The following is a 16,212-nucleotide window of genomic DNA, read 5'->3' on the forward strand; positions in this document are numbered from 1 at the left end:
GCGACGGGTGCCATCAGCGCGGCCACAAGCGACGTGGACTGGCACTGGCGGCGGGGCGGCTGACCGGGAATGATCGAGGCACCTTCGCGGGATGTCCGGATCACTCGATCGGGGAGCGGGAGAGTGGGTCGACGCCGATGACCCCGACGCAGCTGCGCGCCTACGTCGCCGTCGTTCGGCTGGGATCCGTCAAACAGGCCGCCGCGCAGCTGGAGGTCACCGAGTCGGCGGTCTCGTTGCTGATCGGCCAGTTGCGCAAGGAGTTCGGGGACCAGCTGTTCTCGCGGACTGCGGCGGGGCTGGCCTTCACCCCCGGGGGGCTGCGGCTGGCCAGCCGCGCGGCCGAGCTGCTGGGCCTGCAGGACCGTACGGTGCTGGAGGTGAGCGCGGCGGGACGCGGCCGCCGGCTGTTGCGGGTCGCCGCGTCCAGCCTGTTCGCCGAGTTCGCCGCGCCGGGGCTGATCGAGCTGTTCGCGAAACGGGCCGTCGACCTCGATGTCGAGCTGAGCGTGTGCGACCCCGGATCCTTCGAGTCGCTGCTGCTGACCCGGGCCGCGGACATCGCGATGGGGCCGCTGCCGCCGGTGGTCGACACGGCGATCGCCTGCCGGCCGGTGATGAACTACCGGCTCGTGATGGCCGTCGGCCCGGACCATCCGCTGGCCGGCGTGCCGGTGTCGCCGGGGCAGTTGCGGGACCTGACCTGGCTGCTCGGGCCGTCGGCCGCCGCCGACCTGGGCGCGATCCCGGCGATGCTACGCCGGCTCGGTGTGCCCGAGGAGCGGCAGCAGATCTTCCAGAGCCACGCGGCCGCGCTGGGCGAGGCGAAGCGTGGCAGGGGTGTCGCTCCGGCGCTGTCGTTCACCGTCGCTCCGGACGTCCGCAACGGCCAGCTCGTGGCGCTGTCCGGGCCGCACGCGACGGTCGAGGCGGTGTGGCATTCGCTGGTGCTCACCAACCCGGGGGCACCGTCCGCCGCGGCCGAGCTGTGCCGGTTCGCGTCGACGCCGCGGGCGATTCAGGCCATGATGCGCGGCGTGGGCGTCGCGGTGAACCACTTCCGGCCGTCGGTGCACGTGACGCTCTGGAGCTGACGGGCGGCGTCCATGAGGTCCCGGAACGTCGCGGCCGGCAGCAGCCGGTCGCAGTAGGGCAGCGCTGCGGCCATGCCCGCCACCCGGGGAACGAACCCGGGGGCGCCGGCCCGTGGGTTCAACCAGACGATCCGGTAGGCGCGGCGGCGCAGCCGTGCCATGACGGCGGCGAGTTCGCCGGGCGGGTCGCTGTCCCAGCCGTCCGAGCCGACCACCACCACCGCCCCGCGGACCGCGTCGCCGTGATGGGACGCCAGCAGCGCCCGCAGGTTCGTGGCGATGCGAGTACCACCGAACCGGTCGGTCACGGCCGCGCTGGCCTGCGCGATCGCCGCGGTCGCCGACGTGTGTCGCAGCGCGACCGTGAGCCGGGTGAGCGTCGTCGCGAACGCGAACACCTCCGCGTCGGCGACCATCGCGAACGCCCGCAGCAGGTGCAGGTACGCATGGGCCTGCGCCCGCATCGACTCGCTGACGTCGCACAGCAGCACGATCCGGCGCGGTCGTCGTACCGGCCGCTCGCGGACGACCTCGACGGGTTCCCACGCGGTGCGGCGGGCGCGGGCGATCGTCGGGCGCAGCGCGACCCGCCGCCCGGCCGGGCCGACGGCGTGCCGCCTGGTGCGTCGGGTCGGCCAGCCGGCGACGGCCTCGCGCAGGGCGTCGCCGAGCAGGTCGACCTGGGCGCTGTCGAGGTCCTCGAACGGCCGGTCGGCGAGCCCGGCGATTGCGCTGGGGCGCCGCTCGGGCAGCCGCATCGCGACATCGGACGCCTCCGCCTCCGCGACAGCCGGTGGCAGCGTCGCCCACGGCAGCCCGCCGCCGGCGCCGTCGTGGTCGGTGTCCGCGGGAACCGGCAGGTGTACGTCGTCGCGGGCGCCCGACGGGACCGCGGACCGGGTCAGCGGCAGCGGCGGCGCGTCGGCGAAGACGGCGGCGAAGACGCGATCGAACGCGGCGAGGTGGGCGTGCCGCCGGACGAAGCTGATCCGGGCGGTCCAGTAGAGCGTGGACATCTCCACAGGTGTGCTGGCGGCGAGCGCCCTCACGAAGTCGTCGGCCTCGGTGAGCCCGGCCGGCACACTGGCGTGCCGCAGCCGGCCGGCGAGGGCCACCGCGAACGCCGCACGGTCGGTCCCGCGCAGCAGGCCGGAACTCACCGGCGCGCGACCAGCCAGGCGATCACCGCGCCGACGACGACGATCCCGACGAGCACCGGCACGAGGCGCTTGGTGATCGAGCCACCGGCGATGCTGAGCAGGTCGAGCGCCTCCGGTTCGGCGGCCGGCTCGGCGCGGGCGGTGGCGGACGGCCGTCCGACGGGCGTCGACGCGACCGTGGCGGCGTCGGGCGAGGCCGCCACGGCCGCGGGGGTGTCGGGTGTGGTCGCGACGGCTGTCGCGGACGCCGGTTCGGGTCGCGCGGTGGACGCGGGCGGGCTGCCCACCGGCGCCGTGGCGCCCATCTCCTCGGCGGCCAGTCTGGCCTCGAGGTTGGCGACGAACTGGGCGAGCAGCTTGCCCGACACCTCCTTGATCATGCCGCTGCCGAACTGGGCCAGCTTCCCCGAGATCTTCAGGTCGGTGTCCACGTTGACCAGGGTCCGGTCGCCGTCCGGGCGCAGCTGGGCGGTGACCAACGCAGACGCGTTGGCCGCCGACCGTGCGTCGCGGCCCTTCGCGTCGATCACTCCCCGGTACCGCGTCTCGTCCTTCTCGACGAACCGGGCGGTGCCCGCGAACTCGGAGACGACCGGCCCGACCTTGACCTTCACCTTGCCCCGGTGGACGTCGCCGTCGACGCCGGTCAGCTGGGCGCCCGGCAGGCACGGCGCGATGCCCTCGAGGTCGGTGAGGACCTCCCAGGCCCGCTCGATCGGGGTGTTGACCGTGAACTCGTTGGTGATCCTCATCCCGGGCTCTCCTGGTAGGCGCCGAGCGCGGCGGCGACGGCGGCGCGGTCGTCGGGGGTCTTGGCGATGGTGCCGATGGTCCGGAGGACGTCACCGGCGGCGAGGTCGGCGGCGCCGAGCACGGACAGCGCGGCGACCCAGTCGATGGCCTCGGCCATGCCGGGCGCCTTGTCCAGCTCCAGGGCGCGCACCTCGCCGATGAACTCGGTCGCCGTACGGATCAGCGGTTCGGCCGCGCCCGGCACGGCCCGGCGGACGATCTCGGCGGCCCGGCCCGGCTCCGGGAAGTCGATCCAGTGGTACAGGCAGCGGCGGCGCAGCGCGTCGTGCAGGTCGCGGCTGCGGTTCGAGGTGAGCACCACGACCGGCGGCGTGGTCGCGGCGAACGTGCCGAGTTCGGGGATCGTGATCCCGGCCTCGCCGAGGAACTCGAACAGCAGCGCCTCGAACTCGTCGTCGGCGCGGTCGATCTCGTCGATCAGCAGCACCGGCGGGACCGGCCCCTCATGGCGTACCGCGCGCAGGATCGGCCGTTCCTGGAGGAACTCCGCGCTGAACAGGTCGGCGTCGGTGAGGGTCGCGTGCCGGGCCTCGGCGAGCCGGATCGCGAGCAGCTGCCGCTGGTAGTTCCACTCGTAGAGCGCCTCGCCGGCGGTCAGGCCCTCGTAGCACTGCAGCCGGATCAGCGTCGTGTCCAGCGCCCGCGCCAGCGCCTTCGCGGCCGCGGTCTTGCCGACGCCGGGCTCGCCCTCGAGCAGCAGCGGCTTGCCCAGCTCCAGCGCGAGGAAGACGGCCATCGCCATGCCGTCGTCGGCCAGGTAGTCGACGGCGTCGAGCCGGTGCCGGACTGCGAGGGGATCCTTCACCGCGCCTCGCCCGCCAGCAGCCGCTGGTAGTCCGCGCGGGTGTCCACGTCGATCGGCGTCGGCCCGTCCGCGGGTACCTCGGTTACCGGGTGGCGGCCGGAGTGCAGCAGCTTCCAGACGGCCTTGTCACCGTGCAGGCCGCGCAGCTCCGGAAGGACCTCGCGGGCGAACCAGAACGGGTGCCCCAGCCCGTCGGCGTACCGGCACACCGCGAGTGGGGTGCTCGCCGCCGCGACCCGCCGCACGTCGGCGGCGCGTACGCCAGGCTGGTCGCCGAGCAGCAGGACGAGCCCGTCGGCGCGCGGGTCCACCACCTGCGCCGCTGTGCTGATCGACGACCCGCAGCCCGTGCTGAACTCCACGTTCTCGACGACCTGGACCCCGGTCAGGTCCACCCGGTCCCGGACCAGGTCCGCGGCGCCGCCGAGGGTCACGAGCAGCTGGTCGAAGGCGCACGAGCGGGCCAGGTCCAGGGTGGCGTCGAGCAGCGTCCGCCCGCGGTACGGCAGCAGCTGCTTGGCCTCGCCGAGGCGTACGGACGCCCCGGCGGCGAGGACCAGGCCGGTGACGAACACGGTCACGCCGCCGTGTAGCGCGCGAGGCAGCCGGCGCAGCAGAACCAGTGGTCCTGCCCGTCGACCTTCGCGTGCGGGGTGTCCGGCCCGACCAGGACGGTCATCCCGCACACCGGGTCGACGGCCTGCTGGGGGCGGGCCGCGGGCGTGCCGGGGGAGGAGGCGAGCCCGTCCACCCGGAGCGCCCGGACCACCTCGGCCATGATCGACAGGGCGATCTCCTGCGGCGAGCGCGCGCCGATCTCCAGGCCTGCCGGGGTGTGGACGCGGGCGCGCTCGGCGTCGGTCAGCGCCAGTTCGTCGAGCAGGGCCGCGCCGCGCGTGCGGCTGGCGACCAGCGCGACGAAGCCCACGCCGGCATCCAGCGCGGCCCGGATCGCGTCCTGCTCGCCCTTGCCGAGACCGGCCACCACGACCGCGGTCGCGCCCGCGTAGTCGCCGGACGTGGCGACCTCGAAGTCGAGGAACGCGGCCAGCGTGGCCACCGCGGCGCTGATCGGCGTGCTGCCGACCAGGCCCAGCACGGGCACGGGTAGCACCGGGCGCAGGAAGATCTCGATGGCGCCGCCGGAGTGGCACGGGTTGACCACGACCCGTGCCCCCGGGGTGTCGGGGAACGTGGCCGTGCCGTCCGGCAGGACCCGCAGCAGCAGGGTGGTGCCGTCGCGCAGGGTGTCCAGGGCGGCCGCCCGCACCGAACTCTCGGCGCACACCCCGCCGACGAAACCCTCGATCGTGCCGTCCGGCAGGATCACCGCGTCGTCGCCGGGCCGCGCCGACGTCGGGTCCTGGGCGCGGACCACGGTGGCGTGCACGAACGGCGCGCGCGACACGGTCAGCTCGCGGGCGCGGTCGGCGATGGTGGTCATGGCGGCCTCCCTCAGACCGGCGGGCGGGCGTTGCCGCGCATCGCGTCCCAGACCCGCGACGGCGTCAACGGCATGTCGGCATGCCGTACGCCGAAGGGTTTGAGGGCGTCGACGACCGCGTTGACGATCGCGGGCGGCGACCCGACGGTGGCCGACTCGCCCACGCCCTTCGCGCCGATCGGGTGGTGCGGCGACGGGGTGACGGTGAAGCCGGTCTCCCAGTCGGGCACCTCGAGCGCCGTCGGGATCAGGTAGTCCATCAGCGACGCGCCGAGGCAGTTGCCGTCCTCGTCGAACGCGATCATCTCCATCAGGGCCATGCCGACCCCGTCGGTCAGCCCGCCGTGCACCTGCCCCTCGATGATCATCGGGTTGATCCGGGTGCCGCAGTCGTCGACCGCGATGAACCGCCGCACCTTCACCTGGGCGGTGCCGGGATCGACGTCCACCACACAGATGTACGCGCCGTGGGGGTAGGTCAGGTTCGACGGGTTGTAGCAGATCTGCGCCTCCAGCCCACCCTCGATGCCCTCGGGCAGGTCGCCGGCGCCGTGCGCGCGCAGGGCGATCTCCTGGATCGTCACCGTCTTGCCCGGGTCGCCCTTGACGTGGAAGGCGCCCTTCTCCCACTCCAGGTCGGCGACCGACACCTCGAGCATCCCGGAGGCGATGATCCGGGCCTTGTCGCGGACCTTCCGGGCGACGAGGGCCGCCGCCGCACCGGACACCGGCGTCGAGCGGCTGCCGTACGTGCCGAGGCCGAACGGGGTGTTGTCGGTGTCGCCGTGCACCACGTCGATGTCGGCCGGCGGGATGCCGATCTCCTCGGCGACGATCTGCGCGAACGTCGTCTCGTGTCCCTGGCCCTGGGACTGCACGCTGAGCCGCACCACGGCCTTGCCGGTCGGGTGCACGCGCAGCTCGCAGCCGTCGGCCATGCCCAGGCCGAGGATGTCCATGTCCTTGCGGGGCCCGGCGCCGACGGCCTCGGTGAAGAACGCGATGCCGATGCCCATCAGCTCGCCCCGGGCCCGCTTCTCCTCCTGCTCGCGGCGCAGCTCGTGGTAGCCGGCCATGTCCATCGCCAGCCGCATGGTGGGCTCGTAGTTGCCGGAGTCGTACACCCAGCCGGTCTTCGTCGTGTACGGGAACTGCTCCGGCCGGATGAAGTTCTTCAGCCGCAGCTCCGCCGGGTCCATGCCCAGCTCGTCGGCGAGGCAGTCGACGATCCGCTCGACCAGGTAGACGGCCTCGGTGATCCGGAACGAGCAGGCGTACGCCACACCGCCCGGCGCCTTGTTCGTGTAGACCGCGGTCATCCGGCAGTAGGCGGCCTCGATGTCGTAGCTGCCGGTGAACACCCCGAAGAAGCCGGCCGGGTACTTCACCGGCGCGGCGGTGCCGTTGAACGCGCCGTGGTCGGCGAGCACGTTGGTGCGGATGGCCAGGATCCGGCCGTCGCGGGTCGCCGCGATCTCGCCGCGCATGATGTAGTCGCGGGCGAAGCCGGTGCTGACCAGGTTCTCCGACCGGTCCTCCATCCACTTCACCGGCTTGCCGGTGACGATCGACGCGACGATCGCGCAGACGTACCCGGGATAGATCGGCACCTTGTTGCCGAACCCGCCGCCGATGTCCGGCGAGATCACCTGGATCTTGTGCTCGGGGATGCCCGCCACGATGGCGTAGAGGGTGCGGTGCGCGTGCGGGGCCTGGGTGGTGGACCAGAGCCGCAGCTTGCCCTCCACCGCGTCGAAGTCGGCGACCGCTCCGCACGTCTCCATCGGCGCTGGGTGCACCCGGGGGTAGACGATGTCCTGGGCGACCACCACGTCGGCGCGGGCGAACACGGCCGCGGTGGCCGCCTCGTCGCCGGTCTCCCAGTCGAAGCAGTGGTTGTTCGCCTTGCCCTCGAGGTCGTCGCGGATCAGCGGCGCGTCCGGCTCCAGCGCGCGGCGGGCGTCGACGACCGGGTCGAGGACGTCGTACTCGACGTCGATCAGTTCCAGCGCGTCCCGCGCCGCATACCGGTCGTCGGCGACGACGAACGCCACCTCCTGGCCCTGGAAGCGGACCTTGTCGGTGGCGAGCACGGCCTGCACGTCGTTGGAGAGGGTCGGCATCCAGGCCAGGTTCTGCTCCGCGAGCATCGCCCCGGTCACGACCGCCTTCACCCCCGGCGAGGCCTCGGCCGCGCTGGTGTCGATGCCGAGAATGCGGGCGTGCGCCACCGGCGCCCGGAGGATGGCGAGGTGCAGCATGCCGGGAAGCTGGACGTCGTCGACGTACCGGCCGCGACCGCGCAGGAACCGCGGGTCCTCCTTGCGCAGCATCCGGCCGTGCCCGACCGGCTTCTGGTCGTTGTCGTGGAAGGTGTCCGGGCGCTCGTGCACGGCCGTCATGACAGGCTCCCGGCGGGCTGGCCGGCGTTCGCGATCTCACCGGCGTCGTCTGATTCGGTGGTCTCGGTGACCTGGGCGGCGGCGGCCGCCTCGTGCACGGCCGCCCAGCGCACCGACCGCACGATGGTGGCGTAACCCGTACACCGGCAGATCTGCCCCGAGATCGCCTCGCGGATCTCCGCCTCCGTCGGGTCCGGGTTCCGGTCGAGCAGCGCCCGGGCCGTCATCATCATCCCGGGCGTGCAGAAGCCGCACTGCAGGCCGTGACACTGCATGAACCCCTGCTGGACCGGGTCCAGCTCGCCGCCGGCGGCCAGGCCCTCGACCGTGCGCACCTCGTGACCTCCGGCCATCGCGGCCAGTACGGTGCACGACTTCACCGGCTCGCCGTCCAGCCACACCACGCAGGTGCCGCAGTTGCTGGTGTCGCAGCCCCAGTGCGTGCCGGTCAGGCCCAGCACGTCCCGCAGGAAGTGCACCAGCAGCAGCCGGCCCTCGATCTCCCGAGTGACCTCGACGTCGTTGACGGTCATCGTCACCTGCATGTTCAGCTCCTCGCCCGCTCCACGGCCCGGCGCAGGGCCCGTCTGGTCAGCTCGGCGGCCAGATGCCGCTTGTAGTCCGCGCTGCCGCGCTGGTCGCTGACCGGATCGCAGCTGCGCGCCGCGATCGCTCCGGCCTGCTTCAGCAGGTCCTCGCTCGGCTGCCGGCCGCGAAGCAGCGCCGAGATCCCCGGGAGGCCCGTGGTGTTGGGCCCCACCGCGGCCAGCCCGGCCCGGGCGTCCACGACCACGCCGCCGTCGAGCCAGACCGCCGCGCCGGCCGACACCACCGCCCAGTCACCGGCGCGGCGCTCGACCTTCTCGTACGCGCTGCCGCCGCCCGGCCGCACCGGCAGCCGGACCTCGACCAGGATCTCGGCGTCGCCGACCGCCGTCTCGTACGGGCCGACGTGGAACTCCTCCATGGACACGACCCGCTCGGCGCCGCCGGGCCCGCGGATCACGCAGCTCGCGTCCAGCGTCGTGCACACCGCCGAGAGGTCCTCCGACGGGTCGGCCTGGCACAGCGACCCGCCCAACGTGCCCCGGTTGCGCACCACCGGGTCGGCGATCACCCGCTCCGCGTCGGCGAAGATCGGGAACGCCGCGGCCAGCTCCGCGGACTCGAGCAGTTCGCGGTGCCGGGTGAGTGCGCCGATCCGCAGCTCGTCGGGGCCGGGCCGGATGTAGCCCAGTTCCGCGTGCAGATCGTTGATGTCGATCAGATAGTCGAAGTTGGCCAGACGAAGCTTCATCATGGGCAGCAGGCTGTGCCCGCCCGCGATCAGCCGCGCCCCGCTGCCCAGCCGCTCCAACAGGCCGATGGCCTGATCCACAGTGGTGGCTCGCTCGTACTCGAACGGTGCCGGGACCTGCATGTCGCACCTCCGCAGTCCGGCAAAATCTCGCCCCGGCACCCGGCAAAGTCAACGCCGACCTAAGCAGATCCTTAGGTCGGCGTTGACGGTGTGCCGCGGCTCGCGGATCGTGCCGTCATGCGGGACATCGCCGACGGGTTGATCGCCTGGCGCGCCGCCGGTGTCGCCTTCGCCGTGGCCACCGTCGTACGGACCTGGCGCTCGGCGCCCCGGCAACCGGGCGCGGCCATGGCGGTCTCCGCCCACGGCGAGGTCCTGGGCAGCGTCTCCGGTGGCTGCGTCGAGGCCGCCGTCTACGAGCTGTGCCTGGCGTCCCTCGAGACCGGCACGGCCCACGTCCAGACGTACGGCGTCAGCGACGACGACGCGTTCGACGTCGGTCTGACCTGCGGCGGCACCATCGAGATCCTGGTCCGGCCGGACACCGCGCTGACCGAGCCCGACGAGGTGCTCGCCGCGATCCGGACCGGCCGGCCGGTCGCCACGGCCTCGCTCGAGGATGCGCAGCTGGTGCTCTGGCCCGACCGGGTCGCGGGCAGCCTCGGCGACCCCGACCTGGACCGCGCGGCGGCGCAGCAGGCTGCCGGCATGCTCGCGCTCGGCACCACCGGCACGATCCGCCTCGGGAGGAAGGGGGAGCAGCGACGCGACGAGGTCTCGGTCTTCGTCCAGTCGTACCTGCCGCCGCCCCGGATGATCGTCTTCGGGGCGATCGACTACGCCGCCGCGGTGGCCCGGATCGGCCGGTTCCTCGGCTACCGCGTCACCGTCTGCGACGCCCGCCCCGTGTTCGCCACCCGCAGACGCTTCCCCGAGGCCGACGACCTCGTCGTGCAATGGCCGCACAAGTACCTGGAGTCGACCACCGTCGACGAGCGCACCGTGCTCTGCGTGCTGACCCACGACCCGAAGTTCGACGTGCCGCTGCTGAAGCTCGCCCTGCACACGCCGGCCCGCTACATCGGCGCGATGGGCAGCCGCCGCACCCACGCGGACCGGCTGCGACGGCTGCGAGAAGAGGGTGTGGACGAAGGCGCCCTGGCCCGGCTCTCCTCGCCGATCGGGCTGGACCTCGGCGCGCGGACGCCGGAGGAGACGGCCGTGGCGATCGCCGCCGAGATCATCGCCCAGGCCTGGGGAGGCTCGGGCCGTCCCCTCACCGGCCTTGAGGTCCCGATCCACCAGCAGCTGCACCCGTCGGAGTGATCCGCTCGTGCCGCGGCCTGACCCGGCCCGGCGAGACCTGTGCGGTCACCCCACTAGCCCCGGCCGCGGATCATCGACATCAGCAGCCCGTGGGTCTCGGCGTCGCCGGCCACCACCAGCCCGCGGCCCGCCGGCCCGAGCGGGGCGCCGTCGATCCCGGTGACCACGCAGCCGGCGGCCCGGCACACCGCGATGCCGGCGGCGAAGTGCACACTCCCGGACAGGTCACCGCCGTCGGTGACGTACGCGGCGCGCTTGCCGGCCGCGACCCAGGCCAATGCCAGGGTGGTGGACACGACCCGCGGCCGGAACCGCTCGACGAACCCGGGGTGGGCCAGCAGGTCGACGGCCCGGAATCCGGGCGCGCTCGGAAACGGCGGGTCCAGGTTGACGTCCACCAGTTGGTTGGCGGGAGTCGGCGTCAACCGCGCGTCGACACCGTCCTGCCGCACCCAGGCCGTCTCACCGTCGGTGAAGAAGACCTCGCCGCTGAACGGGTCGGCCACCGCCGCCGCCCCGTTGCGCAGCGCCACGTTGACGGCCACCAGCATGTTGCCGACGGCGTAGTTCAGGGTGCCGCACAGGGGATCCACCAGCCACTGGCGCGCAGCGTCGGCCGCGCCCCGCCGGCCGCCTTCCTCGCCGAGCACCGCGTCATCGGGCCGAGCCGCACGGATGACGGCGAGGATCGTCTGCTCGGCCTCCACATCGGCGGCGGTGGCGAAGTCCCCGGCGCCCTTGTCGATGCGGCTGAGCCGTTGGCCGTACATGTCCCGCACCACGTCCGCTCCGGCACGGGCCGCAGCCACCGCGACCCCGGCATCGTCAAGGCCCGCGTACGAGTTGATCATGTCAGGCAGAATATCGGGGCGAAGCTGTCTCCGGGCGGCCAGGGCGGCATCGCGCCGCCCCCGACCGGACGCCGTAGCGACCTGATCCAGGTGCCTCGGGCCGGGAACCCAACCCAGGACGGACACGTCCTAGGGGCATGACAGGCAGCAGCGTGCCCCCACGTCATCGGACGGCCGGCGTTCCCCGAGTCATGGGGCTGGTCCTTGTCGCCAGTCTGTCGCTGCTCAGCGGGTGCACGGCGGAGGCCGTCCCCACGCCACCACGGCCCGGGGGAGTGCCGGCCGGCGGGTTCCGGCTCGTCGCGTTCGACTCCTGCGCGCAGGCGCTGCGGCAGCTCAAAACGGCCGCCAAGGCGTACGTCGGGCCCTGGGGGTTCGGGCCGGGCGGGGATGCCCGTACCTTCGGCAGGGCGGAACAGGCCGGAGCGCCCGCGGCGAAGTCGGTGGACGCGGCGCCCGGGGCCAACGCGGCCGGAGCCGGGACCCCCGACCACTCGGGCACGAACACGCACGAGGCTGGGGTCGACGAACCGGACCTGGTCAAGACCGACGGCAAGCGGATCGTCACCGTCACCCGGGGCAAGTTGTACGTGATCGACCCGGCCACCCGGCAGCTGACCGGGGCGCTGGAGTTGGCGCCCGGTGCCGACCGGTTCGGCTGGGCCGACGGCAGCCTCCTCCTCCACGGTGACCGGGCGCTGGTGCTGCTCCGCGAGGGGTGGGCCGCGATCGCGAAACCGGCCGTCCCGGAGGGGCGGCCCGCGGCAGCCGGTCCGACCCGTGGCGACATCGTCGGTCCACGCCTGGTCATGGTCGACCTCGCGGGGCCGCCGAAAATCATCGGGGAGTACCGGATCGACGGCAGCCTGGTGGACGCCCGCCAGGTCGGCACGACGGTCCGGGTCGTGGTCCGCTCCGCGCCCCGGATCGCCTTCCCGTACCGGGAACGGGCCACCGACGCACAGCGCACCGCTGCCAACCGCGAGATCATCGACAGGGCCACGGCCGACGACTGGCTGCCTCGGTACGAGGTCACCGCCGGTGGACGAACCAGCACCGGACGGGTCGACTGCGAACGGGTGAGCCGGCCGGCCAGCTACTCCGGTACCTCGCTGGTGACCGTCCTCAGCTTCGACCTCGGGGCGGCCATGCTCAGCGCCGGCGACCCGGTCACCCTGACCGCCGACGGCGACACCGTCTACAGCACCGGAAGCCGGCTGTACGTCGCCAACGACCAACGCTGGCGGGTGCTGCCCATGCTGACCGCGCGCAACGTCGCCCCCGATCCCAAGGACGAGACCACCGAGATCTACCAGTTCGACACCGCGGGGGCAGGCCCCCCGCGGTACGTCGCCGCCGCCACCGTTCCGGGTTGGCTGATCAACCAGTACGCGATGTCGGAGTGGGACGGGCATCTGCGCGTCGCCACCACCAGTGGCCGTACCTGGGGTGACCGGCCCAACTCGACGTCCAGCGTGTACGTCCTGCGCGCCGACGGCACGACACTGGCCCAGGTCGGCAAGGTCACCGGCCTGGGCAAGGGGGAACGGATCCACGCCGTACGGTTCGTCGGCGGCAGCGGATACGTCGTCACCTTCCGGCAGACCGATCCGCTCTACACCGTCGACCTGCGTGATCCGACCGCGCCGAAGGTGAGCGGGGAACTGAAGATCAACGGGTATTCGGCGTACCTGCACCCGGTCGGCGAAGGACGGCTGCTCGGCGTCGGGCAGGAGGCGTCCGGCCAGGGGCGGGTCCAGGGCACCCAGCTCTCGCTTTTCAACGTCGCCGATCCGGCCGAGCCGAGCCGGATCGCGCAGTACCACGTCCGGCAGGGGCAATCCGAAGCGGAGTTCGACCCGCACGCCTTCCTGTACTGGTCGGCCGAACGCCTGGTCGTGGTTCCCCTGACCGTCCCCGGCGCGGGCGCCGTGAGCAAGCGGGGCCTGCCGAGCAACGTGGCGCTGGCGTTGCGCGTCGGCGACGGCGGGTTCACCGAGGTCGGCACCGTCGACCACGAGCTCGCCGCCGGACGTTCCGGGGAGCTGGTGATGATCCGGCGGTCACTGGTGGTCGACGGCGTGCTCTGGACCGTGTCCGACGCCGGCCTCAAGGCGACTAGCCTTGCCACCATGAAGACCCTCGGCTGGCTGCGTACGGCGTGACGGCGCTCGCCGGGCGAGCCGCCGAAGATCGGATGGGTGGCTGAGGATGCGGATCGCCCTGTTCGTTACCTGCCTGGCCGACACCCTCTTTCCGGAGGCGGCCAGAGCGACCGTACGGCTGCTGGAGCGCCTGGGCCACGAGGTGGTCTTCCCCGAGGATCAGACCTGCTGCGGGCAGATGCACATCAACACCGGCTATCCGGACGAGGCACTACGGCTGGTCCGCCGGCACGTGCGGGTGTTCGCCCCGTACGACGTGGCGGTGGCGCCGTCGGCCTCGTGCGTGGGATCGGTGCGGCATCAGCACGCGATGGTGGCGCGTCGGGCGGGGGACGAGCGGCTGGCGAGTCGGGCGGAGGAGGTGGCCGCGCGCACGTATGAGCTGTCGGAGCTGCTGATCGACGTGCTGGGGGTGACCGATGTCGGGGCGTACTTTCCGCACCGGGTGACGTACCACCCGACCTGCCACTCCCTGCGGATGACCCGGGTCGGGGACAAGCCGTTGCGCCTGCTGCGCGAGGTGCGTGGCCTGGAGCTGGTGGAGCTGCCGCAGGCGGAGCAGTGCTGCGGCTTCGGGGGCACCTTCGCGCTGAAGAACGCGGACACCTCGACGGCGATGCTGGCGGACAAGATACAGAATGTGCTGGCCACGAGGGCGGACGTGTGCACCGCCGGGGACGCGTCGTGCCTGATGCACATCGGCGGCGGGCTGTCCCGCCTGAGAGCGGGGGTGCGGACGGTGCATCTGGCGGAGGTCCTCGCCAGCACGGATCGGTCGGAGCCAGCCGGTGAGCGGGACCGGTTGGAGGTGCGGTCGTGAGCAGGACCTTCCTGGGCATGCCGACGACCGCGCCGCGCGGGGTGGGGCAGCTGCGTGGCGACGAGCCGTTCCCGGTCGCGGCCCGGCGGGCGTTGGGTGACGCCCAGCTTCGCCGGAACCTGCGACATGCCACCACGACGATCCGCGGCAAGTCGGGGGCCGTGATCGGTGAGGTGCCGGACTGGCAGGAGCTGCGGGCCGCCGGCCGGGCGATCAAGGCGGAGGTGCTGGCGCGCCTGCCCGAGCTGCTGGAACAGCTGGAGGCGGCGGTCACCGCCGCGGGTGGCACCGTGCACTGGGCGGCCGACGCGGTGGAGGCCAACCGGATCGTCACCGAGCTGGTGCGGGCGACCGGCGCCGACCGGGTGATGAAGGTCAAGTCGATGGCCACCCAGGAGATCGGCCTGAACGAGGCCCTGGAGGCGGTCGGGATCGAGCCGGTCGAGACCGACCTCGCCGAGCTGATCGTGCAGCTCGGGCGGGACAAACCGAGTCACATCCTGGTGCCGGCGATCCACCGCAACCGGGCGGAGATCCGGGAGATCTTCCTGCGCGAGATGCCCGACGTCGACCCGGGCCTGACCGACGAGCCGGCGGCCCTGGCGGCTGCGGCGCGCCGGCATCTGCGGCGGACCTTCCTCAGCACGAAGGTGGCGATCTCCGGGGCGAACTTCGCCGTCGCCGAGACCGGCACCCTGGCCGTGGTGGAGTCGGAGGGCAACGGGCGGATGTGCCTGACCCTGCCCGACACGCTGATCACGGTGATGGGCATCGAGAAGGTCGTGCCCACGTGGGCAGACCTGGCGGTGTTCCTGCAACTGCTGCCCCGCGCCTCGACGGGGGAGCGGATGAACCCGTACACCTCGATGTGGACGGGCGTGACGCCGGGCGACGGGCCGCAGCAGGTGCACCTCGTCCTGCTGGACAACGGCCGCAGCGCCGTGCTGGCCGACCCGGTGGGACGGCAGGCCCTGCACTGCATCCGCTGCTCCGCCTGCCTGAACGTCTGCCCCGTGTACGAACGCACCGGCGGGCACGCGTACGGCTCGGTCTACCCGGGCCCGATCGGGGCGGTGCTCTCCCCGCAGCTCACCGGAATCGCCGAGAACGCCTCCCTGCCGTACGCCTCGTCGCTCTGCGGGGCCTGCTACGACGCCTGCCCCGTGATGATCAACATCCCGGAGCTCCTGGTCCACCTGCGCGCCGAGGCCCCCCACCCGCGGGCCGAGGCCGCCGCCATGGCCGCCGCCGCGTACACCATGGACCACCCCGCGCTGTACGCGGCCGCGCAACGCGGCGCGCGGCTGAGCCGGGTGGCCGGCCCGCGCGGACGCGGCCTGCCACCTCCACTGTCCGGCTGGACGGCCAGCCGCGACCTACCGGAACCGCCGCCGCAGACCTTCCGCCAGTGGTGGGCGGAGAGGTGACCGGACGCGACCTCATCCTCGGCCGGCTCCGCGCCGCCCTGGGCGAGCCGCGAGCCGCGCCGGCCGAGGTCTCCCGCGACTACCGGCCCGCCGGCTCCGTCGTCACCGACCTCGACCTGTTCGTGGACCGCCTCACCGACTATCGGGCCACCGTCCACCGGTGCGGGGCCGCGGACGTCGCCCGGGTCGTCGACGAGGTGCTCGGCGGCCGGCAGATCGTGGTGCCACCCGAACTGCCCCGGCACTGGCTGCCCGACAGCGTCACCGCGGTGCCGGACGACAACCTCACCGCGGCGCGGATCGCGGCCGTGGACGGGGTCGTCACCGCGGCGGCCGTGGCGATCGCCGAGACCGGCACCATCGTGCTCGACGGAGCCCCGGACCAGGGCCGCCGGATCATCACGCTGCTGCCCGACGTGCACGTGTGCGTGCTGGGGGCCACGCAGGTCGTCGCCACCGTGCCGGACGCCCTCGCCCGGGTCGATCCGCACCGGCCGCTGACCTGGATCAGCGGGCCCTCCGCCACCAGCGACATCGAACTCAACCGGGTCGAGGGCGTCCACGGGCCGCGGAACCTGCACGTGATCATCACGGCCTGAACCCCG

The 16,212-nt window shown here is 73.1% G+C and carries 15 protein-coding genes; 6 read left to right on the plus strand and 9 right to left on the minus strand.

Features of this window, described 5'->3' with window-relative positions; translation table 11 throughout:
* Window positions 1-137: 137 nt before the first annotated feature.
* On the plus strand, window positions 138-1,094 hold the full coding sequence (locus ABZV78_RS01020) for a LysR family transcriptional regulator (protein WP_355634726.1): 957 nt from the start codon (window positions 138-140) through the stop codon (window positions 1,092-1,094).
* On the opposite strand, the gene ABZV78_RS01025 is transcribed toward ABZV78_RS01020, so the two are convergent.
* From ABZV78_RS01025 to ABZV78_RS01060, 8 genes are read right to left on the minus strand one after another with little or no spacing between them, the layout of a single operon-like run.
* Window positions 1,019-2,254 (minus strand): VWA domain-containing protein, encoded by a 1,236-nt coding sequence (locus tag ABZV78_RS01025; RefSeq protein WP_355634727.1) that lies wholly within the window; start codon window positions 2,252-2,254, stop codon window positions 1,019-1,021. The two genes, ABZV78_RS01020 and ABZV78_RS01025, sit on opposite strands and share 76 nt — an antisense overlap.
* Window positions 2,251-3,006 (minus strand): SRPBCC domain-containing protein, encoded by a 756-nt coding sequence (locus ABZV78_RS01030; RefSeq protein ID WP_355634728.1) that lies wholly within the window; start codon window positions 3,004-3,006, stop codon window positions 2,251-2,253. The genes ABZV78_RS01025 and ABZV78_RS01030 overlap by 4 nt, the downstream gene beginning before the upstream one ends.
* Window positions 3,003-3,872, minus strand: coding sequence for a MoxR family ATPase (locus tag ABZV78_RS01035; protein WP_355634729.1), 870 nt, complete (start codon window positions 3,870-3,872; stop codon window positions 3,003-3,005). Before ABZV78_RS01035 ends, ABZV78_RS01030 begins: the two co-directional genes overlap by 4 nt.
* On the minus strand, window positions 3,869-4,453 hold the full coding sequence (locus ABZV78_RS01040) for a nucleotidyltransferase family protein (protein WP_355634730.1): 585 nt from the start codon (window positions 4,451-4,453) through the stop codon (window positions 3,869-3,871). The genes ABZV78_RS01035 and ABZV78_RS01040 overlap by 4 nt, the downstream gene beginning before the upstream one ends.
* A complete protein-coding gene (locus ABZV78_RS01045) occupies window positions 4,450-5,316 on the minus strand; it encodes an XdhC family protein (RefSeq protein ID WP_355634731.1) in 867 nt (288 codons plus the stop codon). Before ABZV78_RS01045 ends, ABZV78_RS01040 begins: the two co-directional genes overlap by 4 nt.
* A gap of 11 nt (window positions 5,317-5,327) precedes the next feature.
* Window positions 5,328-7,718 (minus strand): aerobic carbon-monoxide dehydrogenase large subunit, encoded by a 2,391-nt coding sequence (locus ABZV78_RS01050; RefSeq protein WP_355634732.1) that lies wholly within the window; start codon window positions 7,716-7,718, stop codon window positions 5,328-5,330.
* Window positions 7,715-8,263, minus strand: a complete 549-nt coding sequence (locus ABZV78_RS01055; protein ID WP_355634733.1) for a (2Fe-2S)-binding protein — start codon at window positions 8,261-8,263, stop codon at window positions 7,715-7,717. Before ABZV78_RS01055 ends, ABZV78_RS01050 begins: the two co-directional genes overlap by 4 nt.
* 2 nt (window positions 8,264-8,265) lie before the next feature.
* Entirely contained in the window at window positions 8,266-9,138 is an 873-nt protein-coding gene (locus ABZV78_RS01060; RefSeq protein WP_355634734.1) for a xanthine dehydrogenase family protein subunit M, read from the minus strand.
* A gap of 117 nt (window positions 9,139-9,255) precedes the next feature.
* Here ABZV78_RS01060 and ABZV78_RS01065 point away from each other — a divergent pair, with 117 nt between their 5' ends.
* Window positions 9,256-10,344 carry an XdhC/CoxI family protein gene (locus tag ABZV78_RS01065; protein ID WP_355634735.1) on the plus strand — a complete coding sequence of 363 codons (1,089 nt, stop codon included), beginning with the start codon at window positions 9,256-9,258 and terminating at the stop codon, window positions 10,342-10,344.
* 53 nt (window positions 10,345-10,397) lie between these two features.
* Here ABZV78_RS01065 and ABZV78_RS01070 read toward each other — a convergent pair whose 3' ends face one another.
* The gene (locus ABZV78_RS01070) at window positions 10,398-11,195 is read right to left on the minus strand and encodes an inositol monophosphatase family protein (protein WP_355634736.1); all 798 of its coding nucleotides are present in this window, start codon (window positions 11,193-11,195) and stop codon (window positions 10,398-10,400) included.
* A 191-nt stretch (window positions 11,196-11,386) separates the two neighbouring features.
* On the opposite strand from ABZV78_RS01070, the gene ABZV78_RS01075 reads away from it, so the two are divergent.
* Genes ABZV78_RS01075 through ABZV78_RS01090 form a run of 4 tightly spaced genes read left to right on the plus strand, consistent with a single transcriptional unit; the run spans window position 11,387 to window position 16,206 of the window.
* Window positions 11,387-13,360, plus strand: coding sequence for a beta-propeller domain-containing protein (locus tag ABZV78_RS01075; RefSeq protein WP_355634737.1), 1,974 nt, complete (start codon window positions 11,387-11,389; stop codon window positions 13,358-13,360).
* Window positions 13,361-13,406: 46 nt separating this feature from the next.
* Window positions 13,407-14,180, plus strand: coding sequence for a (Fe-S)-binding protein (locus ABZV78_RS01080; RefSeq protein WP_355634738.1), 774 nt, complete (start codon window positions 13,407-13,409; stop codon window positions 14,178-14,180).
* A gap of 17 nt (window positions 14,181-14,197) precedes the next feature.
* Window positions 14,198-15,607, plus strand: coding sequence for a lactate utilization protein B (locus tag ABZV78_RS01085; RefSeq protein ID WP_355634822.1), 1,410 nt, complete (start codon window positions 14,198-14,200; stop codon window positions 15,605-15,607).
* Window positions 15,604-16,206: an LUD domain-containing protein gene (locus tag ABZV78_RS01090; protein WP_355634739.1), complete on the plus strand. Its 603-nt coding sequence runs from the start codon at window positions 15,604-15,606 to the stop codon at window positions 16,204-16,206. Before ABZV78_RS01085 ends, ABZV78_RS01090 begins: the two co-directional genes overlap by 4 nt.
* Window positions 16,207-16,212: the final 6 nt, after the last annotated feature.

This window comes from Micromonospora sp. NPDC004540 (assembly GCF_040610095.1).
Classification (GTDB): Bacteria; Actinomycetota; Actinomycetes; order Mycobacteriales; family Micromonosporaceae; genus Micromonospora.